Genomic DNA, 26,025 nt, shown 5'->3' with positions numbered 1-26,025 from the left:
TATGCAAGAGATTCTTGGCACACTTTTATTGATGGCGGTCAACTTCAGTCAGTACGATATGCCAGAAAAAAAACCTGTTATCGAACCGGTCAATCATCAGCAACTGATCGATATTCTATGTGATGGTAAAGAATGTAATGCCTTGGCATATTATGACGATAAAAAAGATATCATCTTTTATGACAAGAAACTGACCAAAGATAGCATCATCTCTCAGGGGTATATTGTTCATGAGTTAGTGCATTTTCTTCAGGATCAACATGGAGCGATGATTGAAAAGCCTGACTGCATACAGCGCATGATTCTGGAACGAGAGGCCTTTCAAGTTCAACAACGTTTTTTGCGTGATAATCATGTCATGACTTACGATGTTGACATGGCAATCCGTTTATTAAGTGGTGTATGTCGGCGCTGAGGTCTATTTGATAGTTGTTATAATCAAATCGATAGGGATATACTCGACCTTTTACGAAATGAATGATGTTACTTAACCATGTCTCTGGTGGTGCGAAATGAAATTAGAGCACATCCTTAAGTAACGTTTCTACTCCAGTTACGGAAGTCTATGTTTTCAAGCAAAAGGCTCTATATATTAAGTTTAATCAGTGTCAGCCTGATAACTACGGTAACCAGCACTGAAGCTTCTCTCGATTTATTAGCAGGCGTTGAGGCTGGAATTGATACTGATACCGCCATGACCACGCATGACTTACAACAAACCCAAAAAATCCTTTCAACAGAAACCATTGGCAAAAGTCATTTCTGGAAGAATGAGGTCACTGGCACCGCTTACGAAATTGTGATTGACCACCATTATTCTTATGGTCACTATCCTTGTCTCGCCTATGACCTTATTATTACAAAAGAGAATAATACCCAGACAAAATCTCTCGATGCCTGCAAAAACAGTAACGATCAATGGATTTCAATTACTTCTGGAGCGACAGCACTCTAGGGCGCTTTAGCGATAAACACACCGCGTTTCGGTGCAGGGTATCCTTCAATCGTTTTTGTGACGTCATTCGGATCAAGGAAATCTTTTAAAGACTCAAATGTCATCCACTCTGTACTTCTTTGCTCATCGAGTGACGTAATAGATTCATCTACACAACGCACTTCTTTGAATCCACACTTCTTGAGCCAAACCAGCATAGTCTCAGTGCTTGGTATAAACCACACATTGCGCATCTTCGCATAACGCCCTTCAGGTATCAGACTCATACCTTCTGGTCCATCAATAATCAATGTTTCCAGCACTAACTCACCGCCCGACTTCAGGCAATTTCTTAATTCCATAAGGTGAGTTAACGGTGAGCGACGATGATATAAGACCCCCATGGAAAACACTGTATCAAACCAGGCCAGTTTCTCAGGCATGTGCTCAATACCTATTGGCACCACAAAATGTCTAGCGCTGGCAATATAACGTTGCATCACATGATATTGCATGGTGAAAACAAGGGTAGGATCTATGCCCATAACAAATTCAGCACCCTCACCCAGCATTCTCCAACCATGGTAGCCATTGCCTCCGCCCACATCTAATACTCGCCGACCAAGAAGCGGACTGATATGGGGTAAGACCCTGTCCCATTTCCAATCCGATCGCCACTCGGTATTGATCTCAATATCAAAAAAACGATAAGGCCCTTTGCGCCAAGGATGAAATGTTTTCAGACAAGTTTTTAGTGCATCGATCTCAACACCATTCAAGTCTTGTTGCTGACCTATACTGACCTCACTTTGTAACTCGATTTGACTCGGAGTAATGTCAGGTAAAGCAGAAAGTGCTTCTTGCCATAATGGCATCTTGCCATGCGTTTCTTCGGCGAGTTTCTGGTTAATTTGTTGTTCTAATGTCTGCCGCCAATGCTGAAATCCAGCAGACTCAAGATATTGATATAAAGCTTGGTACATCACTTTATGGCAACCATCGAAACAAAGTTAAAACATTGATACCATTTTTCGGTAAAACCAAAGCCAGCAGCACGTAAGCGTTGTTGATGCTGCTCTAAAGATTCAGGGATCAAGACGTTTTCGAGCGCCGTTCTTTTCTGACTGATTTCCATATCACTGTAGCCATTTGCTCGCTTGAAGTCGTGGTGAACATCAATATGAAATTGGTTGATACTGTCGTCAGGAAATGCCAGTTTCTCTGACAGAATTAATATTCCCCCCGGCTTTAAACCATTATAAATTTGATTAATTAAAGCCTGACGGTGCGCCAACGGAATAAACTGCAGGGTGAAGTTCATCACAACCACAGAGGCATTTTCAATTACCGTGTCAGCGATATCCTCGCAGACGAGTTGAACCTCAATATCAGAGGCCTTATCAGCCAGTAATATGTGTTGGGCTTTTTCAATCATCGTAGGCGAGTTATCCACGGCAATAATCTGGCAATTCTGCTTTTTTAAGCGCTGACGTATCGATAAGGTCACAGCACCAAGCGAACAACCTAAATCATAACAACGGCTATTATCCAAAGCATACTTAGCCGCGAGGATACCGATATTAGATATCAATGTGGCGTAGCCTGGCACTGAACGCTGAATCATATCCGGGAAGACATCGACGACTCTTTCATCAAAGCTGAAATCCACCATTTGTTCTAATGGCGCAGCGTAGATAGTGTCCTGTTTCTTCACCATTATTGCTCACCTTTTTTCTTAGCAACATTATCACGAAGGTAAACAGGCATCGCTTGTTCAGCTGGCAAGGTGTGTCCCTTTTCGGCTTGTTTTTCAGCCAATTTTGCAATGGCAGCAGCCGTAGGTAAGAGCTCATTATCCAGCGTACTTACTTGTTTGGAGAACTTCGCCATCATGGCTGTCTCATACTCTTTCCAACCCGTACCAGCAGCAAAAAATGATTGCTCTGAACTCAACTCGATTTGTTCAGGTAGACACACTCGTTCTTCGCCGACTAATACAGCTAAGCCATCCACGGACTGATAAAGTGCACTATAAACTTCCTGCATACGGGCATCCATTGCCACTGCAATACATTCAGCATGGTGCTCATCAATAGCACGCTGTGCCACCGCTGCTAATGTCGATACGGGCACGACTGGAAGACTGGCAGCATAGGCAATGCCTTGAGTGACACTTACCCCTACCCTAACGCCAGTGAAAGAACCTGGACCGCGACCAAACGCAATACAATCCATATCAGATAGCCGACATCCTGCCTCAACGAAAAGCGCATCCAACATTCCCAGAATTTTTTCTGAGTGCCCTCGTTGAGTCAGCAGTGATTGTTCAAACAGTTCGCCATTTTTAAGGATGGCCACTGAGCACATTTCTGTACAGGTATCGAGAGCAAGAATATTCATAGAGTGCTTATATGTTGGTCATTTGGATGTCACAAACGCGCATTATAATGCAAACAGTCAGATTCAACGGAGGAAATCATGGCTTTATTAATAGATGTACTTTATGTACTACGTGAACTGGGTAAGTTGTTATTTGTGATCGTAACATCACCGTTTGCCTTTGCAGCTGGGCTGTTAACGATGCTGGGAAGCAATTAGAATTTTCATTCAATTCAATCTGTTATAGCATAGTCATGTCAAACTTTTTTGGAGGTTTGCAATGGCTATACAGCATCTACAAGCGCTTGAATTAGCCGCACAAGGCGACTGGGACGGGGCTCACAAACTGATTCAAAGTTATGAAGACAGTTTTGCCTGCATGATTCATGGCTATCTTCATTATGTAGAAGGCGACAAAGGCAATGCTGCTTACTGGTATCAACGTGCGGGACGTTCAATACCAGCAAACAGCTTATCTGAAGAATTTGACAGGCTCTACGACCTCGCCAAACAAATCTGAATTATTGCTTAATCCCTTCAATGGATAAGGTCAGATACACAACTTGTGATGAAGGGCCTAACATATCAACGTTAATACCGTAGTCGGAAATAGTAAATTCTGTTTCACCAACAAAACCTGCACGGTAACCGCCCCATGGGTCTTCGCCTTCCCCGACTTTTTCAACCGGGAAGCTTAGTTCATGGGTTACCCCGTGTAGTGTGAAGTCTCCTGTAACAACTAAGCTACCGTCGTCCTGTTGTTTGAACGAGGTCGACTTAAAGCTGGCATCTGGAAACTTATCTGTTTCCAAGAATTTTTCACGTAAGTGTTTATCACGTTCAGCAAAGTTGGTATCAACACTGGCTACATCAATATCTACATTCACTTGTGACGCTTCTGGTTGCTCAGCATCATAAGAAAATGTGCCAGAGAAGTCGTTAAAACGTCCACTCATCCAACTATAGCCCAGATGCTGAATGCGAAAATCAATAAAAGCGTGGGCTTTTTCAGTATCGATTACATAATCATCGGCATAAGCCGGCATGAAAGCCGATAAACCTAATAACGATGTGGCAAGAATAGTTTGTCTCATTTTTTTCTCCTTGTTTATTTTCTACCAAGCATTTGCTTGAGCGTTGCGTCTTTATCAATGAAGTGATGTTTTATGGCGGCTAGAGCATGTACTGATGCCATAGCGATAAGAAAATATGCCGCCCATAAGTGAATAGCGCCTGCCGGATCGACCCAGTCAGGTTTATTTGAAATGATGGCGGGAATGGTGAACCAGTCGAAGACGGATAGACCATCACCTTTGGCTGTGACCATAATATAGCCACTTATCGCAATGATGATAGCCACTACATTCATGGACTGATGTGTGACTTTTGCAGCCAGGTGCTGCCAATGAGGAATAGAGTTAATGCCAGGCGGCGTTTGCCGGAAAAGACTCCAGCCCCACCGAACAATAATTAATAAGGCTGTGACAATGCCAATCCCTTTGTGCCACCACGGTGCTTGATAATACCAATCGTCGTAGTAGCCCAAATCAACCATCCATAGGCCTGAAGCAAAGAGAGCGATAATAAAAACAGCAATCAACCAATGTAGTAAAACCGAAAAAGCATCATAACTTGAGCGATCGGTAGATTTCGATTTCATCAATGTCCCTATTCAGAAAATGTGTGATATAGGCAGATTGACCATGGTCAATTAAAAATGTTTCTCAAATAATAATTTTTTTTATTAACGCTGGCGTCTTTTTGCTTTCACTTTGGTTTTACCGGGTCTCGTGTGCTGTGTACGGAAACTTTTGACATTTTTTGCCTTGCGAGTAATACGACGACCCTCACCATTTTCGCCGGTGCCCGCAGGTTGCCAGTTTGGAATTAAATGTTTTTTGCCATTTCCTATTAGATCCGCCCGGCCCATACTTTTGAGAGCTTCGCGTAACATCGGCCAATTTTCGGGATCGTGATAACGTAAGAATGCCTTATGCAGGCGACGTACCTTCAAGCCTTTTGGCACTTCGATATCGCCACTATTTCGTCTGACTTTATGTAAGGTGTTTTTGCCAGAGTGGTACATGGCCGCTGCGGCTGACATTGGTGAAGGGAGATAAGCTTGAACCTGATCGGCTCTGAAACCATTACGTTTTAACCAGAGCGCCAGATTCATCATGTCCTTGTCCGTCGTACCAGGGTGTGCGGCAATAAAATAAGGAATCAAATACTGCTCTTTACCCGCCTCTTTTGAGTATTTATCAAACATTTGTTTGAACTTGTCATAAGTGCCAATACCCGGCTTCATCATTTGTTGCAGCGGGCCTTCTTCTGTATGTTCCGGCGCAATTTTTAAGTAACCACCAACATGATGGGTGACGAGTTCTTTGACATACTCCGGCGATAACACAGCTAAGTCATATCGCAGACCTGAAGCAATCAGAATTTTTTTAATGCCTGGTAATGAACGAGCGCGTTTATAAAGATTGATAAGGGGGGTGTGATCCGTGTTTAAATTTTTACAAACGCCAGGAAACACACAAGATAAACGACGACAACTGGCTTCGATTTTAGGATCATTACAGGCCAGACGATACATATTAGCAGTGGGGCCACCCAAATCAGAAATGACGCCAGTAAAGCCCGGCGTAGTGTCTCGTATCGCTTCAACTTCTTTGATGATCGAATCTTCAGAACGACTCTGAATAATACGGCCTTCATGTTCTGTAATAGAACAGAACGTACAGCCACCAAAACAACCACGCATGATATTGACCGAAAAACGAATCATATCGTAGGCCGGAATCGTCATCTTTCCATAACCCGTATGCGGTAAGCGGCTGTAGGGTAAGTCAAACACAGCGTCCATTTCCGCTGTAGTCAACGGTATAGGGGGCGGATTCAACCAGACATCCTGATTGCCATGCTGCTGAACTAATGCCAAAGCATTACCCGGATTTGTTTCTAAATGCAAAATACGTGACGTATGTGCATAGGTGACGGGGTCATCTTTTACGGCATTATAGGCAGGCAGCCGTATGACGGTACGGTCAGCATTTCTGGGAGAAACCCGATGAATTTTGATAACGTTCGTATTTTCTGCGGGTTTACTTTGTTCTGTTTTGGCCTTCTCTTCTGCACAACTTTCTTCAGTCTGCATCTGATACGGATCAATGGGCGGGTTAAGTTTTCCGGGCGTATCCACCAGAGTCGAGTCTTTTTCCCACCAGCCAGCACGCTGTTCATGCTTTTTGGTGTAGGCCGTGCCACGAATATCAGTTAAATCACTGACAGGTTCACCAGCAGCAAGACGATGTGCAATTTCCACCACCTGTCTTTCACCATTACCATAGACTAGAAGATCGGCTTTTGAGTCCATAATGACACTACGACGGACTTTTTCAGACCAATAATCATAATGGGCAATACGGCGAAGGCTGGCTTCAATACCGCCAATAATGACTGGCACGCCTTTGTAAGCTTCCTGACAACGCTGACTATAAACCACCACACTTCTGTCAGGGCGTTTACCACCTGAACCACCTGCCGTATAGGCATCATTGCTACGGATTTTACGATCGGATGTATAGCGGTTGACCATCGAATCCATATTGCCGCCAGTGACGCCAAAGAACAGATTAGGTTTACCCAGTTTGGTGAAGTCATCTGTGCTGGTCCAGTCGGGCTGAGAAATAATGCCGACGCGAAAACCATGCGACTCTAATAAACGTCCAATCAGCGCCATACCGAAACTAGGGTGATCGACATAAGCATCACCAGTGACAATGATGATGTCACAAGAATCCCAGCCCAGCGCATCCATTTCCTCACGGGTCATGGGTAATTCAGGTGCGATACCAAAACGATGTGCCCAGAATTTACGGTAGGAAAACAGATCAGGCGCGGATTGCATGAGGACCCCAGCAGAGTAAAAGCGATAAACGTGGATATTCTAGCAAATTCAGCTGCATATCCGACAATTTTAATCAGGCTTTATTCCATGATTTTGACTTCAGTCCCCACCCTGACAAATGTCAATAACTCATCGATTTCTTTATTTCTCAGTGCTATGCAACCTTGCGTCCAATTAGCTATACGATGAATTTCAAGTTTATCTTTAGTTTCAACACCAATTCCGTGAATACCAATGACACCACCTAGCGCTGTATTTTGAGGTGGAATGCCGCCAAAAATGTGCGCATCAAGAATTCTTCGATATTGTGACTTTTTGATATGCCCGGCTTTTAAACCATTAATCGCATCTCTGACACTCGGATAATCGAGTTGTAAAAACAAGTGAAAGCGTTCACTGTCCTTTATTTTAACAATGTGATAGCTACCCAATGGCGTTAGTCTATCCCCTTCCTTTTGTTTTGCTTTTCTGCCGCCACTGCCAATGGCAGCATGATAAGAGCGTATGACCTTATCGTTTTTCTGCACCAATAATTTATTTTCAGATCGTTTAATAACAATCTTATATGCGTTTTCAGCCCAGCTTACCTGTTGATGTAAAAACAAACTCAACAATAACAGCAAAACCCACTTCTTCATGAAACCTCTACAAGCTAAAGACTGACCAATAAGTACACCCACACAAAGCCAATCTTAAATCGCAAATAAACGATGAATGAAATTTCGGTTTTGTCTGATGAGATTTTGTAATGAACGTGGCAAGTTAACTTGATACATCATTTCTAAATTATTAACCTGTTGACGTAATTTCTTCAGATACGCATTTTCCACATTAAACTTGGTGGCTAAAGCGATAACGTTACCTTTATTCTCGACCGGCAGAATCATAGCACGCTGTTGAAAGCTGTCATTAATTCTTTCCATGGTGGAGTTAAACAAAGCACGCTCACTACCCCATAAGTTGATGCTCAACACACCATTGTCAGTCAGAATCCCAGAACAGGCATCAAAAAAAGCCTGAACCCCCACACTGGCCGCCATCCCATTTTGGTCATAAGCATCAACCAAAATCAGATCATAACTAAAGTCTGTTTGGTAAAAGCACTGATTCACATAGAGATAACCATCACCCAAATTGATGTTTAAATTCGGGTTATCAATCGGAACCTGGAAAAAAGACTGTGCCACATCCACAACGTCGCGACGATATTCCACGACATCGACATAACAATCAGGGAAATGGTGCAATAGAAACTTGACCAATGAACCGCCACCCAGCCCGATAACTAAGACTCGTTTAGGATTGGGATTCAGTAACAAACACCCCATCATTGCTTGTGTGTAACTCAGCTCCAGATAGTGCGGCTGATTAAGCCGCATTGAACTCTGTCTGGGAAAAGTCCCAAAATGCAAGGAGCGGATATTGCCACTGTCTACCACCTCAATTAAACCATCATCAGATACGGCTTGATGGATGAGACTGCCATCACCATAAATGCGCATTAAGCATCATCCTCGGCGATAAAGTGTTTGTGTAGCCAACCACGAACGATGCCAAGAACATTGGCTTCAGCGCCATAGAAGCTGGGACTGATCGTGACGATTTTTCGTTGTTCATAATTGTTCACATTGGCTTTTCTCATATTCGCTTTGCGTTGAACCGCTTTTATATCTGTTTGTAATGGTCTCTCAGCTATCAGATCGAGTATTACTTTTACTTTAGGTGGTTCAGTCAACTCAATATCCGTATTAATCCACACGATGCCTACCTCACCGCTTGCCATTGAAAAACTCTCATTTGCCAGATTGGCTGCTTCACCAAACCCAATAATGGCCGTCGGTCCATCCTGTTTTTCTGCCAGATAACTCATCGCTGCAGCAATGCGTGCTTCATTACTGACTATATAAGGTGTGTTCTCAGTGTCTGATTGTTCACCATCACCTTCAGCAGTTTGGTTCTCTGCGTCGTCTGCTGCTGCCTCTGTCGGCTCCTCACTCTGTTCTGTTGCTGTTTCAGTTTCTGCCGCTGCTGGCTGATCTGCATCATCGCTATCGTCAGAACTCGTATTTGCAGCATCAGTGTCAGTTGTTTTTTCTGAATTCGATGGTGCGAGGTACAGATTAGGAGTGAGTTCATAGTGTAAAGCGACTGTCATGGTTGACCAGCCAGCTTTGCTTAAGCCCATCCTGAGGGTGCGAACAATGCCATCGCTATCGATATCCTGACCACGTCCGTGCAGAATCAATACTTTCCCTGCTGATTTACCCAGACTATCTGGCATGTATGTAGCATCTATCGATTGCTCACTGACGGTCAGTGCAACATAGCCTTCCACATTACCCTGCTCACGTAACATAATCGGTGAATTTTCTTCGGCGACCGTCTCATTATCATCAGCCCCGGCAGGGGTTTCTGTTTCATCAGCAGCTTGGGCCTGAGCCAGATAAACTGTCATTACCAACAAAGCGATAAATTTCAACCGTTTTCGCAAGTCTAACTCCATCTCATTATTTTCAGGTCCAGTATAATCTCAGCCTATTGATTTCAAAAGCTGAAAAAAGAAAGCCGATACGGTAAAGTATCAGGTTTACATCACGTTTTTATTATTCGATTTTAAGAGAGACAATCATGGCTGAATTCAAAATTGCCCCTTCAATCCTGTCTGCAGACTTTGCTCGTTTGGGTGAAGAAGTAGATAACGTTCTTGCTTCAGGTGCGGATATTGTGCACTTTGACGTAATGGATAACCACTATGTACCGAACCTGACAATTGGTCCATTGGTATGTGATGCACTGCGCAAACATGGTGTCACCCATGAAATTGACGTGCATTTAATGGTCAAACCCGTTGATCGCATCATCCCTGACTTTGCTCAAGCTGGCGCAACATTTATTACTTTCCATCCAGAAGCCTCAGAACATATTGACCGTAGTCTGCAATTAGTGAAAGCCGAAGGTTGTAAAACCGGTTTAGTATTTAATCCAGCCACACCACTTTCTCTAGCTGAACACGTTTTAGATAAAGTAGATCGTATTCTGCTGATGTCAGTTAACCCTGGCTTTGGCGGTCAGAAATTCATTCCTCATACGCTGGAAAAACTACGTCAAGCACGCAAAATGATTGATGAAAGTGGTTACGACATTGATTTAGAAATCGATGGTGGCGTTAACGTCAATAACATCCGTGAAATCGCTGAAGCAGGTGCGCGTACCTTTGTGGCTGGTTCTGCTGTATTTGGTGCAGCGAAAGATAGTGATCCTAACCGCTATGAAACAGTGATTGCTGCGCTGCGTGAGGAATTAGCTAAAGCAAACGTTTAATCGCTCAATGAAGTTAGATTTACCTGAGGTTGTTTTTATTGACCTTGATGGCACGCTGGTTGACAGCGTGCCAGATCTAACTTGTGCAACCAATCACATGCTCAGCAGTCTAGGATTGGCAAAAGCAAGCGAAGCTGACGTCAGAAGTTGGGTAGGTAATGGCATTCCCCGACTTATTGAACGAGCACTAACAGGCGAAATGCAACAAAAAGCAGAAACAGCATTACTGCAAAAAGCATTGCCTCTATTCTTAGATTATTATCAGCAGTTCCCCTGTGAAAGCAGTCAGGTTTACCCAGATGTATTCACAGGACTGTCCTGGCTTAAAAAGAAGCAGATTAAACTAGCTTGTGTCACTAACAAGGATGAAACGTTTACTCTGCCTTTGCTTGAAAAGCTTGGTCTGAAAGATTATTTTGACCTTGTGGTGAGTGGTGATACAACGCCACATAAAAAACCACATCCGGCACCATTACTGTATGGTGTTGATTACTTTCGGATTACCTCCGAAAAGGCATTAATGATCGGCGATTCCGTCAATGACGTAAAAGCAGCTAGAGCTGCTGGACTTGCCATTATATGCGTGAGCTACGGTTACAATCACGGTCAGCCAATTTCTGCAGCTGCACCCAATACCGTAATAGATACTTTTGCAGAGCTGGAAAGCTTATTTTAGAAAGAAGCAATGAAACAGTCAGAATTTGATCAACTTGCCACAGAAGGCTACAACCGCATCCCCTTATCAAGGGAAGTTTTAGCAGACTTAGATACACCATTAAGTGCTTATCTCAAATTGGCTGATGCGCCCTATTCCTACCTGTTTGAATCTGTTCAGGGTGGTGAAAAATGGGGTCGTTACTCGATGATTGGCTTACCTTGCCACACAATTGTTCGCGTTCATGCTAAAGACATTGTGGTGGAACTGGATGGGCAAGTTGTTGAAACAGCACAAGCCGACGATCCTCTGGCATGGATAGAACAATTCCAGACACGCTATCGTGTTGCAGAAATCGATTCATTACCCAAATTTAATGGTGGTCTTGTCGGTTATTTTGGCTATGACACTGTACGTTATGTTGAATCACGACTGGGTAATGCACCGGACTCCGATCCGCTCGAATGTCCTGATATTCTCTTAATGGTGTCAGACGAGTTAGTCGTGTTTGACAATCTAAGTGGTCGATTGCATTTGATTGTTCACGCAGACCCGAATACAGAAAATGCCTACCGTCAGGCACAACAACGTCTGGACGAGTTAACACAAACGTTGCGTCAGACAGCGATGGACTTCCATCAGAATAAAGCCCATAAACAAGTCAATGAAGAAGACTTTCAGTCTGGCTTTACTGAGAAAGGCTTTACTGATGCTGTCGAAAAGGCAAAACAATACATTAATGACGGCGATATCATGCAAGTGGTGTTGTCTCAGCGCCTGACCATTCCTTACAGTGCGCCTCCGATTGATTTATACCGAGCCTTAAGAACCCTTAACCCTTCACCTTATATGTACTACTTGAATCTTGGTGAGTTTTTTGTGGTGGGTTCATCACCTGAGATTTTGGTTCGCATGGAAGATCAGGAAGTCACTGTTCGTCCGATTGCCGGCACCCGTCCTCGTGGTAAAAACGAAGAAGAAGACATTGCCTTAGAGCAGGATTTATTATCAGATCCTAAAGAGCTTGCTGAGCACTTGATGTTGATTGACCTCGGTCGTAATGATGTTGGCAGAGTCAGTAAAACCGGTACCGTTGAACTCACCGATAAAATGGTCATTGAGCGCTATTCTCATGTCATGCACATTGTGTCTAATGTCACCGGTCAAGTGGTAGACAATATGTCAGCCATTGACGCTTTAAGAGCGACCTTCCCCGCTGGCACAGTGAGTGGTGCTCCTAAAGTACGTGCAATGGAAATTATCGACGAATTAGAACCGGTCAAACGCGGCGTTTATGCTGGTGCAGTTGGCTATTTATCTTGGTCTGGCAATATGGATACGGCCATAGCCATACGCACAGCAGTTATAAAAAATGATCTGCTGCATATCCAGGCGGGTGCCGGTATTGTTTATGACTCCGTGCCGGAAATGGAATGGAAAGAAACGATGAATAAGGCCCGCGCGATCTTTCGTGCTGTTGCCATGGCGGAAGCAGGATTGGAAGCCAATCCTCATGCAGAAAGCTAACCTAGGACTAGATACATGCTGTTAATGATTGATAATTATGACTCTTTTACCTATAACCTGGTGCAATATTTTGCTGAGCTAGGGGAAGACGTCGCCGTTCATCGTAACGATAAAATTACCATTGCAGACATTGAAGCAATGAACCCTGACAAAATTGTTCTATCACCCGGTCCATGTACACCAAATGAAGCTGGTATATCCATGGAAGTTATCAAGCATTTCGCCGGAAAAAAACCGATGCTAGGTGTCTGTCTGGGTCATCAAGCCATTGGACAGGTGTTTGGTGGTGAAGTGATTCATGCCAGCCAAATAATGCATGGGAAAACGTCTAAGGTGTATCACAATAACACGAGTGTATTTAGAGGCCTGAATAACCCTTTAGAAGCCACACGTTATCACTCCTTGGTTGTGAGCAAATATAACTTGCCGGATTGTTTCAATATTACCGCCTGGACCCAAACGGAAGATGGTGAGCTGGATGAAATCATGGGAATTGAACATAAAACGCTGCCAATAGAAGGTGTGCAATTTCATCCAGAATCTATTCTGACCGAACAAGGTCACGAATTACTGAATAACTTTCTGCAAAGATAAGGGCCTTTCATGGATATACAGGCAGCGATCAAGCAGCTCATCCTGCGCCAAGATTTTAGCCACGACCAAATGACTGACGTCATGAATCAAATCATGACCGGTAATGCCACACCAGCACAAATTGGTGGTTTTTTAATTGGTCTGCAAATGAAAGGTGAAACGGTCACAGAAATTGCAGCAGCGGCCGAAGTGATGCGAAGTCTGGCGACACCCGTTCATATCAAGGGCAAACATGTTGTTGATACCTGCGGTACCGGTGGTGATGGTGCCAGTACCTTTAATGTTTCTACAGCCAGTGCCTTTGTTGCTGCAGCAGCGGGTTGTCAGGTGGCCAAACATGGAAACCGTTCCATCAGTAGTAGTTCGGGTAGTGCCGATGTGCTTGAAGCCGCTGGCGTTAACTTAGAGCTTAGTCCGGAACAGGTAAAACACTGTATCGAAACAGTAGGTGTCGGTTTTATGTTTGCTCAAAAACATCATGGCGCCATGAAACATGCGATTGGACCGCGTCGTGAGATGGGTGTCAGAACTATCTTTAACCTACTTGGCCCGCTCACCAACCCTGCTCAAGCCGCTCATCAGGTCTTAGGTGTGTTTGATAAAAAATGGGTAAAACCGATGGCTGAAGTGTTACAAAAACTCGGCAGCCGACATGTTTTAGTGGTTCATGCTGAAGATGGTCTCGATGAAATCAGTATCGGTGCTGAAACCCATGTCGCTGAGCTCAAAGAGGGTAAAGTGACGACCTACACGATTAAACCGGAAGATTTTGGTCTTCAGCAGAATACGATTGAAACCTTAACGGTCAGCAATGCACAGGATAGCCTATCGCTGATCAAAGAAGTCTTCGACGGCAAACCTGGTCCTGCGCGTGATATTGTTGTGTTAAATGCTGGTGCAGCAATTTATGCAGCTGATATCACTGTTTCACTCGCAGAAGGAATTGCTATGGCAGCAGAGCTTATCGACTCAGGTGCCGCTACTCAAAAATTAAATGCCCTTATTGTTACAAGCCGAACTTAATACTATGTCTGAAAATACACCTGATATTTTGCTCAATATCCTACAACGCAAACAGCAGGAAGTCGCTGAGCGCTCAGCTAAAATTCCGTTAGCTATTATGCAGCAGTTGGCTGAACAAGCTAATCCCGTTCGCGGTTTTGTTGAGTCTATCAGCAAAAAAATGCTTAATAACGAACCCGCTGTGATTGCAGAAATCAAAAAAGCCTCTCCCAGTAAAGGTTTAATCAGAGAAAACTTTATTCCCAAAGACATTGCTGTTAGTTATGAAAAAGGCGGTGCGGCTTGTTTATCTGTTTTAACCGATCGTGATTTTTTTCAGGGTCATGAAGTTTTTTTACAAGAAGCTCGTAATGCTTGCTCTCTGCCAGTTATTCGTAAAGACTTTATCATTGATCCTTATCAGGTATTTGAAGCAAGAGCGATAAGCGCTGACTGTATTCTGTTAATTGTCGCGGCTTTGGATGATAACCAGTTAGAAAACTTGAGTCAGCTGGCGATTCAGCTGGGTATGGATGTATTGGTGGAGGTCCATGATCTAGAAGAGCTGGAACGTGCTTTGGTATTAAACTTACCTTTAATTGGTATCAACAACCGCGATCTTCGAAGCTTTGACACGTCACTCGACACCACCCTGTCATTATTGCAACGCATTCCTCAAGGTCATATCGTGATTACCGAAAGCGGCATTCATACTCGTGATGACGTCAAATTAATGCGTGACAATAAGGTCAATGGTTTCTTGGTAGGTGAAGCCTTTATGCGGGCAGATGATCCCGGGACGGAATTAGCCAAGCTTTTTTACTAAAGGTTTTTTATGACGATGTTCTTCATCATAGATGATCATCGTCTTTCCTTTTGCCCATAACAGGCCATTGTCTTGTAACTCTTTTAGCACACGGCCAACCATTTCTCGAGAACACCCAACCATACGGCTAATTTCCTGGCGTGTGACCTTGATTTGCATGCCATCAGGATGGCGCATTGCATCTGGTTGTGCCGCTAATTCATGTAAAGCCGCCTCGACTCTACCTGCCACATCAAGAAATGCCATATCGGTGGCTTTACGAGTCGTTGATAACAAACGTTTCGCTAATTGTTCTGCAATGGTAAATAACAGTGTTGGGTAACACTCTTTTAACTGAGTTTTTGAGAGATTCATGATTTGTTGATACGAAATCTCTTCGGTTCGGACATCCGTTCTGGCACGGACAGTGACCATACGCTCACCGACATCGGAAAACATACCAATTTCACCAATAAAATCACCCTGGTTCAGATAAGCGACGATGAGCTCCTCGCCTTCTTCGTTCTCCATACAAACACTGACAGAGCCTTCACGGATGTAATAAAGCGTGTGAGGAGGATCACCAGGACGAACAATGATATTTTTCGCCGGATAGGTTTTTGTGTGACAGCAGCGAAAAAACTCTGCTAATCCTTGCTCAATGGCCTTGTGTCTATGATAGTCCATCTATTTATCCAAAATGGGTGAGCGGGCAATAATACAGCATAAACGGGTATAATCCCTTAGCGATTTGATAAATATGTCAAATTTAAAGTGACTTATCAACTTTAGGAAACATTTAAATGAAAGCACGAGTGAAATGGGTCGAAGATGTTTTATTCCTCGGCGAGTCAGGAACAGGTCATACCGTAGTGATGGATGGCCCGGAAGAAGCAGGCGGACATGGCACCGGCATGCGTCCGATGGAGTTATTACTGATGGGTATGGCTGGGTGTACAGCCTTTGATGTCATCGAAATATTGAAGAAGTCTCAACAAGATATTCGCGACTGTGTTATTGAGGCGAATGGCGAAAGAAGCGAAGAAGCGCCAAAGGTTTACACTAATATTCATATTCACTACAAAATCACCGGTAAAAACGTAAAGGCGAATTTTGTTGAACGTGCGATCAAAATGTCGACAGAGAAATATTGCTCAGCCACCATTATGTTGGCGAAGACAGCCACAGTGACGCATGATTACGAAATCATTGAAGTCGAGTAATAAAGAAAAAGAGTAACTGATGTCTGAAAAAAAACGAGTACGGCCAGGCAAAACCGGTGGCATGCGACATGTCGCCCTCTTTGTTGATGATTTGGCTGCATGTGAACATTTCTATACCGAATTACTTGGGATGGAAGTCGAGTGGCGGCCGGATGAACAGAATGTCTATCTGACTTCAGGTAATGACAACCTTGCCCTACATCAGGCAGCTGAACCTGCTGCACCAGCGCATCAACAAAAATTGGATCATATTGGTTTTATTATTCCAGCCATAGAAGAAGTTGACGACTGGTTCGAGTTCTTAACAGCACATGATGTGAGCATTCGAAACCCACCGCGTACTCACAGAGATGGTGCCAGAAGTTTTTACTGTTACGACCCTAGTGGTACTGTAGTCCAAATTATTTATCATCCACCTATCTCATAAATAATGAAAACGTATATTTATAAAAGTCTAAAAAAAGAAGAGTTATATCTTTACATCAGCAAGAAAGATGATTTTTCAGAAGTCCCTCAGGCGCTCTATGACTCAATGGGAAAAGAACCTCAGTTCGTTATGGAGCTTGAGTTGTCACCCGAAAAACCACTCGCCCGTGAAGATGTCATCACCGTGATGAAGAATCTGGAAACGCAGGGATATCATGTTCAAATGCCTCCCCGTTTAGAAAAACTCGGCGACTTTATGAATCAGAAAAAACAGCATCTTCACTAGTGCCTGAGTAATTGGCTAAGCTCATACAAGATATCTAATGCTTGTTTTGGGCTTAGTTCATCGGGGTTTATTTGCTCTAGTCGTTTCTCAAGCGGCGAAGATTCTGCTTCTTGGGTAAATAAGTCTTGTTGTGGCTGCGCGTTTGTCGTGTCGACTGAGTAGTGGGTCTGTTCCAGTTGCTTTAATTTGGTTTTGGCGGCTTTAATTACATCAGCAGGCACACCAGCAAGCTGAGCTACCTGAAGACCATAGCTTTGACTGGCAGCCCCTTCTTTCAACTGATGAAGAAAGACAATCTTGTCACCATGTTCGATAGCATCCAGATGCACATTCCTGGCTTGCTCAAATAACTCGGGTAGTTGTGTCATCTCGAAGTAATGTGTCGCAAATAAGGTATAAGCGCCAATATCACGAATCAGTTTTTCAGCACATGACCAAGCTAAAGCTAGACCATCAAAGGTACTGGTTCCACGGCCAATTTCATCCATTAAAACCAAGCTGTGGTGTGTAGCATTGTTGAGGATAGTCGCCGCTTCATTCATTTCCACCATGAAGGTCGAACGACCCGATGCTAGGTCATCTGATGCCCCGATACGGGTAAAGACTTGATCCACGGGCCCGATAATCGCTTTGCTCGCCGGCACATAACTGCCCATATGTGCCATTAAGACGATCAATGCTGTCTGACGCATATAGGTCGACTTACCCCCCATATTGGGACCGGTAATAATTAATGTGGACTGCTCAGCGGTTAATTTCAGATCATTAGCGCAAAAAGCTTGGTTTTGACACACTTCCACAACCGGGTGTCGACCTGCTTCAATATGGATTCCGGCATCATTCACAAACTCCGGGGCGACATAATCCAATGTCTCGGCCCGCTCAGCAAGATTGGCAAGCACATCCAGCTCAGCTAATGACATAGAACATTGTGATAAGGCCATTAATTCTGGGGCCACTTTATCGAACAATTCATCGTAAAGCGCCTTTTCTAAAGCTAATGCTTTTTCGTTCGCACTGAGAACCTGTTCTTCGAAGCGTTTCAGTTCAGGTGTGATGTACCGTTCAGCGTTTTTTAATGTCTGACGCCGAACATATTCATCAGGCAATGTAATATCGTGAGCACGACTCAGTTCGATAAAATAGCCATGCACTTTGTTATAGCCTACTTTGAGGGTATTAACGCCTGTTCTATGGCGTTCTTGTTGTTCAAGTTGATCTAAAAAGCCACTGGCATTTTTATGCAGATCGCGTAAACGATCCAACTCCTCGTTATAACCTGCTTTTATGACCCCACCATCTCTGATGAGAACAGGTGGTTCATCGATAATCGCTTGTTGTAATAGCAGAAGTAATTCACTGAACGTGCCTAACTGTCGATCCAGTTGCCGCAGATGGGTACTTTGCTTCGATTTCAATAACTGATGTAATTCAGGCAACGTTTCTAAAAGACGTCGAATATGCATAAAGTCACGAGGTCTGGCTGTACGAAGCGCCATCCGTGACAAAATACGCTCAATATCTCCCAACGACTTCATCAAAGCATGACAGTCGTTGAAACTATTGTGCTCCAAAAACTCCTGAATCACATGTTGTCTATCAACTAATGTTTTGTGATCACGTATTGGACGCATTAACCAGCGTCTCAACATACGTGCGCCCATCGGTGTCGCGGTCCTGTCCAGTACCGAGATAAGGCTATTTTCAATGCCTCCTGACAGGTTACGTTCAAGTTCAAGATTTTTTCGTGATTGTGGATCCAGTCGAATGCTGTCTTTCGAATACTCAACACTAAGTTGGCGCAAATGAGGCAAAGCTGTTCTATGTGTTTCTTGTGCGTAGTTCACTAAACAGCCGGCAGCGCGAATCGCAATATCCAGTCCCTCACAACCAAACCCTTTTAGATCAGTTGTATTAAATTGTTCACATAATCGAGTTTTGGCTGCCTTTAATTCAAAATGCCACTCCGGTAGCTTGCGCAGTTGTTTTTCAAACGCCTCAAACCCCGCCAGTAATGTTTCACTTAATAAAATTTCTGCGGGTTGTAACCTGGCTAATTCGGCTTTTAACAATTCAGCATTATCTAGTTCACTGATAATAAACCGACCGCTGCTAATCTCAGCATAAGCTAATCCATATCGCCCTTTTTCTTCACAAATAGCGAGCAGGAGATTTTCATTGCGGCTGTCCAGCAGTGCTTCTTCCGTCAATGTACCTGGCGTCAGCACTCTTACAACTTGTCGCTCAACAGGACCTTTACTCGTTGCCGGATCACCTATTTGCTCACAAATAGCAACAGACTCACCCAGCTTAATAAGCCTTGATAAATAATTATCTGCCGCATGGTAAGGCACCCCCGCCATAGGAATCGGTGCACCGTTACTGCTGCCACGGGCCGTTAATGTGATATCAAGCAGTTCGGCGGCTTTATGAGCATCGTCAAAAAAGAGCTCATAAAAATCGCCCATACGATAAAACAGCAAAAATTCCGGATGTTCGGCTTTGATGCGCAGATACTGCTGCATCATTGGAGTATGATTTTGAATTTGAGTCATTTTTATAGTTTATATCATGCAAAATATTTCTGACGCATCACTGCAAGAAAAAATCATTCAAGTCGCTGAAACTTTAAATAAAAAGCATTTAATGTTGGCGACAGCAGAATCATGTACTGGTGGCTGGGTGGCGAAATGTTGCACGGATCTTGCCGGTAGTTCGAGCTGGTTTGAACGAGGTTTCGTCACCTACAGTAACCAGGCTAAACACGAGCAACTCGGCGTCAAGTTAGCTTCACTCGATAAGTATGGCGCTGTCAGTCAGTTAGTAGCCGAGGAAATGGCGATAGGTACACTTCGCCATTCGAAAGCCGATATTAGCGTGTCATTAACCGGTATTGCCGGCCCCGGTGGCGGTACAGAAAACAAACCTGTTGGTACAGTATGGATAGCGTGGGCATCTCAAACAGATAAAGTCAGCAGTCAGCTTTTTCAATTCGATGGGGATAGAGAAAGTGTCAGACGACAAGCCGTGTTAGCGGCCTTATCCGGAATCATTAAAAACGCTAGAGACTGACTGCTATCTATGGGATAATCGAAGGATTTATTAAAAACAGCTTCAGAGGTAGTGCAATGGATGACGATAAGAAAAAAGCGCTAGGCGCCGCGCTTGGTCAAATTGAGAAGCAATTTGGTAAAGGCTCTGTTATGCGTCTGGGTGATAATGTCGCAGCTCGTGACGTGTCAGCCGTATCTTCTGGCTCAATTGGGCTAGACGTTGCACTTGGTATAGGTGGTCTTCCTCGTGGTCGTGTTATTGAAATTTACGGACCAGAATCTTCAGGTAAAACTACATTGACGTTGCATGCTATCGCTGAGATGCAAAAAACAGGTGGTACAGCCGCGTTTGTGGATGCTGAACATGCTCTTGATCCTGTTTACGCTGAAAAATTAGGTGTCAATATTGATGACCTGCTGGTTTCTCAGCCTGACACAGGTGAACAAGCCTTAGAAATCACCGATATGCTGGTTCGTTCCGGTGCTGTGGATATCGTAGTGGTAGACTCCGTTGCCGCATTGACGCCAAAAGCGGAAATCGAAGGTGATATGGGTGACAGTCACATGGGGCTTCAGGCTCGTTTAATGTCACAAGCATTACGTAAGCTGACCGCTAACATTAAACGCTCCAATACGCTGGTTATCTTCATCAACCAGATTCGTATGAAAATTGGTGTCATGTTTGGTAACCCTGAAACCACAACAGGTGGTAACGCGCTTAAATTCTATGCCTCTGTACGTTTGGATATCAGACGTATTGGTGCAATCAAAAAAGGTGATGAGATTCTGGGTAACGAAACCCGTGTCAAAGTCGTCAAAAATAAAGTCGCTCCGCCCTTCAAACAGGTTGAATTCGACATCATGTATGGTGAAGGTATTTCACGTGAAGGTGAATTGATTGATTTAGGCGTTCAACAGAATATTGTCGAAAAATCAGGCGCTTGGTATAGCTACAACGGAACACGTATCGGTCAGGGTAAAGATAATGTGCGTGGCTATCTTAAAGAAAACCCAGAAATGTCGGCTGAAATTGAAAGCAAAATACGTGAAACCATGTTGCCTAAAAAGACAGCCAAAAAAGATGATAGCGCTGTTGAGGACGACGTCGAGGCGTGAAGCAATCAGCCAGTGCACGAGCCGTAAGCTATTTAGCCAACCGCGAACATAGTGCTCATGAATTGGCACAAAAGCTCAACAAAGCAGGTTTTGATGCAGAAGAAGTTGAGAAAGTTATTCAACAACTAAAAGAAACAAATCTGCAAAGTGATGTTCGATTTGCTGAAAGCTTTATCCGTTCGAGAGCAAATCGAGGTTATGGTGCGGTTCGCATCAACATGGAATTAAAAGATCGGGGTGTGGCTGCCGACATCATCACCGAATGCATGACCGCGGCAGAAATAGATTGGTTTACGCTTGCCTCAGAAGTACGTTGTAAGCGTTTTGGCGAGGAAATGCCTGATGATTATAAAAGCCGAGCAAAACAGCAAAGGTTTTTACAGTATCGGGGATTTACTCATGAACAGATAACGGAAAGTTTTAATTTAACCGACGATGAAAAGTAGCGCAGATATTCGCAAGTTGTTTCTCGACTTTTTCGCAAGTAAAGGTCATGAAGTCGTAGCAAGTAGTCCTCTTGTCCCTGCTAATGACCCCACTCTTCTATTCACCAATGCAGGTATGGTGCAATTTAAGGAAACCTTCTTAGGTCAAGAGACGCGTAAGTACACGCGTGCTGTCACGACACAGCGATGTGTGCGTGCCGGCGGTAAACACAATGACTTGGAAAATGTCGGTTACACCGCTCGCCACCATACGTTCTTTGAAATGCTGGGTAACTTCAGCTTTGGTGATTACTTCAAGCGTGAAGCGATTCAATATGCATGGGAGTTTCTAACAGAAACACTTGGGCTGCCTGCTGAAAAATTGTGGATCACCGTTTTCGAGGAAGATGATGAAGCGGCTGATATCTGGTTAAAAGAAATTGGTGTTTCAGCAGAACGTTTTTCCCGTATTGGCGCAAAAGATAATTTCTGGTCAATGGGTGATACAGGTCCATGTGGCCCATGCTCGGAAATATTCTATGACCACGGTGAAGATGTTGCCGGTGGTCCGCCTGGCACACCAGAAGAAGATGGCGATCGTTATATCGAAATCTGGAATCTGGTCTTCATGCAGTTCAACCGTTCAGCTGATGGTACCTTGACACCGTTGCCAAAACCTTCTGTGGATACGGGCATGGGGCTTGAACGTCTGGCAGCCGTGCTACAACACGTTCATAACAACTACGAAATTGATCTATTCCAACATCTGATCCAAGCGATTCAAAAACTGTCTGGTACAGAAGATCACACTAACTTCTCACTACGCGTTATCGCCGATCATATTCGCTCATGTTCATTCATGATCACCGATGGTGTTTATCCATCGAATGAAGGTCGTGGTTATGTCTTGCGTCGTATTATCCGTCGCGCGATTCGTCATGGTCATAAGCTCGGACTCAAAGACAACTTTTTCTACAAGCTGGTGCAACCTCTTGTTGATGAAATGGGCGAAGCATTTCCTGAACTTGCCCAATCGCAGGAACTTGTCGAAAAAGCACTTCAACAAGAAGAAGCACGCTTTGCTGACACGCTGGATAATGGTTTAAAAATTCTGGATCAAGCCATTGAAGACATGGGTGATAAAGAGATTCCAGGTGAAACTGTTTTCTTACTCTATGATACATACGGCTTCCCTATCGATCTGACTGCAGATATTGCTCGCGAACGCGGCCTGACAATTGATATCGCTGGTTTTGAACGCGCCATGGAAGCACAACGTAGTCGTGCCCGTAGTGCGAGTCAGTTCTCAGGTGGTTTATCAGACCAAATTACTATTGATAGTAGTACAGAATTTTGTGGTTACGACCTCACTCAACATGACAGCACCATCCTGGCAATCATCGTCAATGGCGAACATGTTGATAGCATTTCTGAAGGTCAGGAAGGGTTAATCGTATTAGACAAGACCCCTTTCTATGCTGAGTCTGGTGGTCAGGTAGGCGATCATGGTGACATCAACGCAGATAACGCGAGCTTCACGGTTACCGATACGCGTAAACAATCTCAAGCATTCACACATATCGGTCGATGTGAACATGGCCGTTTCCAAGTTGGTCAACATGTCACCGCACAGATTGATGAAAATAACCGTCTGGCGACAGCATTAAATCACTCAGCGACGCATTTATTACATGCGGCTTTACGTAAAGTTCTTGGCGAGCATGTGATGCAGAAAGGTTCATTAGTCAATCCACAACGTTTGCGCTTTGACTTTTCACACTTTGAGCCTGTGACACCAGCTCAGCTACGTGAAATCGAACGTTTAGTAAACCAACAAATTCGCCTCAACCACCCTGTTGAAACTCGTTTAATGGCCATAGAAGAAGCGAAGAAAAGCGGCGCAATGGCTTTGTTTGGCGAGAAATACGATGACGAAGTCCGTGTATTGAGCATGAGCGATTTCTCAATCGAACTCTGTGGTGGTACCCATGTTAAACAAACCGGTGACATCGGTATGCTCAAGATTATTTCTGAAGCGGGTATTGCATCGGGCGTGCGTCGTATTGAAGCCGTCACCGGTGAAAAAGCGATTGATTACATAGAGCAAATGGAATCAACCCTCACTGATGTATCCGAGTTACTAAAAGCTAAACCTGCCAATGTACAAGACAAAGCCTCACAGCTGGTGCAAAGGCAACGTGAGTTAGAAAAAGAACTGGACGTTTTAAAAGCTAAATTAGCCAGCAGTGCAGGCAATGATTTAGCAGATTCTGCTACGGACATTAACGGTATCAAAGTATTAGCTTCCACGTTGGAAGGCGCTGATGGTAAATCACTTCGAGACACCGTCGATCAGCTCAAAAATAAGCTTGGCACGGCTGCTATTGTACTCACCGCTGTCCAGGATGAAAAAATTACAATTATTGCTGGCGTTACTAAGGATATTACCGATAAAATCCGCGCCGGAGATCTGGTTGGTCATATAGCTAGTCAGGTTGGTGGTAAAGGTGGCGGTCGTCCTGATATGGCTCAAGGCGGCGGTAATGAACCTCAGAACCTGGCAGCAGCTCTAGCTTCTGTACCAGACTGGGTGACTTCGAAGTTGGAAAACTAAGCATGTCTTTAATTGTTCAAAAATATGGTGGCACATCTGTTGGCTCCGCTGAACGTATCCGTGAAGTAGCCAAAAAGATCATTGATTATCGTAATCAAGGTCATGATTTAGTCGTTGTCGTTTCAGCGATGAGTGGCGAAACAAATCGTTTAATCGATTTAGCCAAACAGCTAAGCGATAACCCGCGTGGCCGTGAGTTAGATGTGCTTTTATCAACAGGTGAGCAAGTTACCATTGCACTGCTGAGCTTGACACTTGCTCAAATGGGTATGCCCGCTGTTTCTTACACAGGCAGTCAAGTCCGCATCCTGACTGATAACGCACATAACAAAGCACGGATTATAGAGATTGACGACAAGAATATTCGTCAGGATCTCAATCAGGGAAAAGTGGTCGTCGTTGCAGGATTTCAGGGGTGTGATGAGAATGGCAACATCACCACTCTTGGTCGCGGTGGTAGTGACACAACAGCTGTTGCATTAGCAGCTGCATTAAAAGCGGATGAATGCCAGATATACACTGATGTCGATGGCGTCTATACCACTGATCCCAGAGTTGTTTCTGAAGCACGTCGCCTAGACTCTATTACTTTCGAAGAAATGCTGGAAATGGCCAGCTTAGGTGCAAAAGTTTTGCAAATACGCTCTGTCGAATTTGCGAGTAAATATAACGTCCCATTACGTGTCCTTTCCTCATTTACTGAAGGTGGTGGCACATTAATCGCGGCTGAGGACCCATCAATGGAACAAGCTTTAATTTCAGGTATTGCATTTAATCGTGATGAAGCCAAACTGACTATTCTTGGTGTACCTGATCACCCTGGCATTGCTTCACAAATTCTCGGCCCTATCGCAGCTGAGAACATTGAAGTCGATATGATCATTCAAAATACCGGTCATGACTCGACAACAGACTTTACATTTACTGTTCATCGCAATGACTATCAAGCTGCATTAACTATCTTACAAAGAACGGCTGAGGAGCTGGGTGCCAGAGAAGTTAATGGTAACGAAAAAATTGCCAAAATCTCTGTTGTCGGTGTAGGCATGCGCTCGCACGCAGGTATTGCCAGCACAATGTTCGGTTCACTAGCAAAAGAAAACATCAATATCAGTATGATATCCACTTCAGAAATCAAAATCTCTGTGGTTATTGATGAGAAATACCTGGAGCTGGGGGTTAGAACATTACATAAGGCATTTAATCTAGAACAAGCACCTGCTTAAAAGCTAAATGCTTGAGTCTCGTCATGTTTTTGAGATGATTTTATCGCTTAGATGTTCTGTTCCTGATAAAATATTATCTGAACAATGGATAAAAAAGTTTTTTTTATAGTCCATGAATAAAGAGGCGAGAAGACCTCTACATAAATGAATAGGACAAAGGCACGAGGCCTGATCAATCGAAAGGAGTCATCATAATTCTCCTGATACCTCGGCCTAATTTTTGAGAGTAAGGGGAAAAAAACATGTTAATACTCACACGTCGTGTTGGCGAATCACTCATCATCGGTGACGATGTTGTTGTAAACGTACTTGGTGTTAAAGGTAATCAGGTAAGAATTGGTGTAGACGCTCCTAAAGACGTCACCGTGCACCGTGAAGAAATCTACGATCGCATTCAGGCTGAAAAAGATCAGCCAAATGTGAGTTAAATTTACAATTATCACTAGCCAAATCGTTATCATCTGATATACTAGGCGGCTTTGATGGAGAGCTGGCCGAGTGGCTGAAGGCGCGCCCCTGCTAAGGG

At 44.0% G+C, this 26,025-nt stretch carries 29 protein-coding genes; 18 read left to right on the top strand and 11 right to left on the bottom strand.

The window, feature by feature from the left end; translation table 11 throughout:
* Position 1: 1 nt before the first annotated feature.
* A complete protein-coding gene (locus B3014_RS03035; RefSeq protein ID WP_289244812.1) occupies positions 2–415 on the top strand; it encodes a hypothetical protein in 414 nt (137 codons plus the stop codon).
* Between the two features lie 150 nt (positions 416–565).
* Entirely contained in the window at positions 566–955 is a 390-nt protein-coding gene (locus B3014_RS03030; RefSeq protein WP_289244811.1) for a hypothetical protein, read from the top strand.
* On the opposite strand, the gene cmoB is transcribed toward B3014_RS03030, so the two are convergent.
* Genes cmoB through tsaB form a run of 3 tightly spaced genes read right to left on the bottom strand, consistent with a single transcriptional unit; the run spans position 952 to position 3,334 of the window.
* Positions 952–1,917 carry a tRNA 5-methoxyuridine(34)/uridine 5-oxyacetic acid(34) synthase CmoB gene (gene cmoB, locus B3014_RS03025; protein WP_289244810.1) on the bottom strand — a complete coding sequence of 322 codons (966 nt, stop codon included), beginning with the start codon at positions 1,915–1,917 and terminating at the stop codon, positions 952–954. The genes B3014_RS03030 and cmoB overlap by 4 nt on opposite strands.
* Positions 1,917–2,651, bottom strand: coding sequence for a carboxy-S-adenosyl-L-methionine synthase CmoA (gene cmoA / locus B3014_RS03020; protein WP_289244809.1), 735 nt, complete (start codon positions 2,649–2,651; stop codon positions 1,917–1,919). The genes cmoB and cmoA overlap by 1 nt, the downstream gene beginning before the upstream one ends.
* A complete protein-coding gene (tsaB, locus tag B3014_RS03015; RefSeq protein WP_286304914.1) occupies positions 2,651–3,334 on the bottom strand; it encodes a tRNA (adenosine(37)-N6)-threonylcarbamoyltransferase complex dimerization subunit type 1 TsaB in 684 nt (227 codons plus the stop codon). Before tsaB ends, cmoA begins: the two co-directional genes overlap by 1 nt.
* Before the next feature lie 259 nt (positions 3,335–3,593).
* Here tsaB and B3014_RS03010 point away from each other — a divergent pair, with 259 nt between their 5' ends.
* Entirely contained in the window at positions 3,594–3,833 is a 240-nt protein-coding gene (locus tag B3014_RS03010) for a hypothetical protein (protein WP_286304915.1), read from the top strand.
* A gap of 1 nt (position 3,834) precedes the next feature.
* Here B3014_RS03010 and B3014_RS03005 read toward each other — a convergent pair whose 3' ends face one another.
* The 6 genes from B3014_RS03005 to B3014_RS02980 form a co-directional block, all read right to left on the bottom strand.
* A complete protein-coding gene (locus B3014_RS03005) occupies positions 3,835–4,407 on the bottom strand; it encodes a YceI family protein (protein WP_289244808.1) in 573 nt (190 codons plus the stop codon).
* A gap of 14 nt (positions 4,408–4,421) precedes the next feature.
* Complete coding sequence (locus B3014_RS03000; RefSeq protein WP_289244807.1) at positions 4,422–4,973, bottom strand: cytochrome b; 552 nt, start codon at positions 4,971–4,973, stop codon at positions 4,422–4,424.
* Positions 4,974–5,057: 84 nt separating this feature from the next.
* Positions 5,058–7,226, bottom strand: coding sequence for a YgiQ family radical SAM protein (locus B3014_RS02995; protein WP_289244806.1), 2,169 nt, complete (start codon positions 7,224–7,226; stop codon positions 5,058–5,060).
* A gap of 80 nt (positions 7,227–7,306) precedes the next feature.
* A complete protein-coding gene (locus B3014_RS02990) occupies positions 7,307–7,864 on the bottom strand; it encodes a L,D-transpeptidase family protein (RefSeq protein ID WP_289244805.1) in 558 nt (185 codons plus the stop codon).
* 54 nt (positions 7,865–7,918) lie between these two features.
* Positions 7,919–8,728, bottom strand: coding sequence for a spermidine synthase (locus B3014_RS02985; RefSeq protein WP_289244804.1), 810 nt, complete (start codon positions 8,726–8,728; stop codon positions 7,919–7,921).
* A complete protein-coding gene (locus B3014_RS02980) occupies positions 8,728–9,717 on the bottom strand; it encodes a DUF3530 family protein (RefSeq protein ID WP_289244803.1) in 990 nt (329 codons plus the stop codon). Before B3014_RS02980 ends, B3014_RS02985 begins: the two co-directional genes overlap by 1 nt.
* Before the next feature lie 137 nt (positions 9,718–9,854).
* Between B3014_RS02980 and rpe the strand changes: the two genes are divergently transcribed.
* The 6 genes from rpe to trpC are packed head-to-tail and all read left to right on the top strand — an operon-like array spanning position 9,855 to position 15,151.
* Positions 9,855–10,547 carry a ribulose-phosphate 3-epimerase gene (gene rpe / locus B3014_RS02975; RefSeq protein ID WP_284722480.1) on the top strand — a complete coding sequence of 231 codons (693 nt, stop codon included), beginning with the start codon at positions 9,855–9,857 and terminating at the stop codon, positions 10,545–10,547.
* Positions 10,548–10,554: 7 nt separating this feature from the next.
* Positions 10,555–11,223, top strand: coding sequence for a phosphoglycolate phosphatase (locus B3014_RS02970; RefSeq protein WP_284722479.1), 669 nt, complete (start codon positions 10,555–10,557; stop codon positions 11,221–11,223).
* Positions 11,224–11,232: 9 nt separating this feature from the next.
* Positions 11,233–12,729 (top strand): anthranilate synthase component I, encoded by a 1,497-nt coding sequence (gene trpE / locus B3014_RS02965; RefSeq protein WP_289244802.1) that lies wholly within the window; start codon positions 11,233–11,235, stop codon positions 12,727–12,729.
* Between the two features lie 15 nt (positions 12,730–12,744).
* Positions 12,745–13,323, top strand: coding sequence for an anthranilate synthase component II (locus B3014_RS02960; protein ID WP_286304924.1), 579 nt, complete (start codon positions 12,745–12,747; stop codon positions 13,321–13,323).
* Positions 13,324–13,332: 9 nt separating this feature from the next.
* A complete protein-coding gene (gene trpD, locus B3014_RS02955; RefSeq protein ID WP_289244801.1) occupies positions 13,333–14,346 on the top strand; it encodes an anthranilate phosphoribosyltransferase in 1,014 nt (337 codons plus the stop codon).
* 4 nt (positions 14,347–14,350) lie between these two features.
* On the top strand, positions 14,351–15,151 hold the full coding sequence (gene trpC, locus B3014_RS02950; RefSeq protein WP_286304925.1) for an indole-3-glycerol phosphate synthase TrpC: 801 nt from the start codon (positions 14,351–14,353) through the stop codon (positions 15,149–15,151).
* Here the strand turns inward: trpC and crp are convergent.
* Complete coding sequence (gene crp / locus B3014_RS02945; protein ID WP_284722474.1) at positions 15,131–15,817, bottom strand: cAMP-activated global transcriptional regulator CRP; 687 nt, start codon at positions 15,815–15,817, stop codon at positions 15,131–15,133. The two genes, trpC and crp, sit on opposite strands and share 21 nt — an antisense overlap.
* 116 nt (positions 15,818–15,933) lie before the next feature.
* Here crp and B3014_RS02940 point away from each other — a divergent pair, with 116 nt between their 5' ends.
* From B3014_RS02940 to B3014_RS02930, 3 genes are read left to right on the top strand one after another with little or no spacing between them, the layout of a single operon-like run.
* Positions 15,934–16,353: an OsmC family protein gene (locus tag B3014_RS02940; RefSeq protein WP_273181719.1), complete on the top strand. Its 420-nt coding sequence runs from the start codon at positions 15,934–15,936 to the stop codon at positions 16,351–16,353.
* Between the two features lie 19 nt (positions 16,354–16,372).
* Entirely contained in the window at positions 16,373–16,780 is a 408-nt protein-coding gene (locus B3014_RS02935) for a VOC family protein (RefSeq protein ID WP_289244800.1), read from the top strand.
* A 3-nt stretch (positions 16,781–16,783) separates the two neighbouring features.
* Entirely contained in the window at positions 16,784–17,065 is a 282-nt protein-coding gene (locus B3014_RS02930; RefSeq protein WP_289244799.1) for a YcgL domain-containing protein, read from the top strand.
* Here B3014_RS02930 and mutS read toward each other — a convergent pair.
* On the bottom strand, positions 17,062–19,620 hold the full coding sequence (gene mutS / locus B3014_RS02925; RefSeq protein WP_289244798.1) for a DNA mismatch repair protein MutS: 2,559 nt from the start codon (positions 19,618–19,620) through the stop codon (positions 17,062–17,064). The two genes, B3014_RS02930 and mutS, sit on opposite strands and share 4 nt — an antisense overlap.
* A gap of 16 nt (positions 19,621–19,636) precedes the next feature.
* Here mutS and B3014_RS02920 point away from each other — a divergent pair, with 16 nt between their 5' ends.
* The 6 genes from B3014_RS02920 (at position 19,637) to csrA (ending at position 25,927) form a co-directional block, all read left to right on the top strand.
* Entirely contained in the window at positions 19,637–20,137 is a 501-nt protein-coding gene (locus B3014_RS02920; RefSeq protein ID WP_289244797.1) for a CinA family protein, read from the top strand.
* Between the two features lie 56 nt (positions 20,138–20,193).
* Positions 20,194–21,234: a recombinase RecA gene (recA, locus tag B3014_RS02915; RefSeq protein WP_284722469.1), complete on the top strand. Its 1,041-nt coding sequence runs from the start codon at positions 20,194–20,196 to the stop codon at positions 21,232–21,234.
* Complete coding sequence (locus tag B3014_RS02910) at positions 21,231–21,680, top strand: regulatory protein RecX (protein WP_289244796.1); 450 nt, start codon at positions 21,231–21,233, stop codon at positions 21,678–21,680. The genes recA and B3014_RS02910 overlap by 4 nt, the downstream gene beginning before the upstream one ends.
* Positions 21,670–24,273, top strand: coding sequence for an alanine--tRNA ligase (alaS, locus tag B3014_RS02905; protein ID WP_289244795.1), 2,604 nt, complete (start codon positions 21,670–21,672; stop codon positions 24,271–24,273). Before B3014_RS02910 ends, alaS begins: the two co-directional genes overlap by 11 nt.
* Before the next feature lie 2 nt (positions 24,274–24,275).
* On the top strand, positions 24,276–25,499 hold the full coding sequence (locus B3014_RS02900) for an aspartate kinase (protein ID WP_289244794.1): 1,224 nt from the start codon (positions 24,276–24,278) through the stop codon (positions 25,497–25,499).
* Positions 25,500–25,741: 242 nt separating this feature from the next.
* Positions 25,742–25,927 carry a carbon storage regulator CsrA gene (csrA, locus tag B3014_RS02895; protein ID WP_091711813.1) on the top strand — a complete coding sequence of 62 codons (186 nt, stop codon included), beginning with the start codon at positions 25,742–25,744 and terminating at the stop codon, positions 25,925–25,927.
* The last annotated feature ends 98 nt before the right edge of the window (positions 25,928–26,025 follow it).

Source organism: Methylophaga sp. UBA678 (assembly GCF_002299105.1).
In the GTDB taxonomy this organism is placed as follows: Bacteria; Pseudomonadota; Gammaproteobacteria; order Nitrosococcales; family Methylophagaceae; genus Methylophaga; species Methylophaga marina.
Note: the sequence above shows the minus strand (reverse complement) of the source record. Positions and strands in the feature narration are given on the sequence as shown.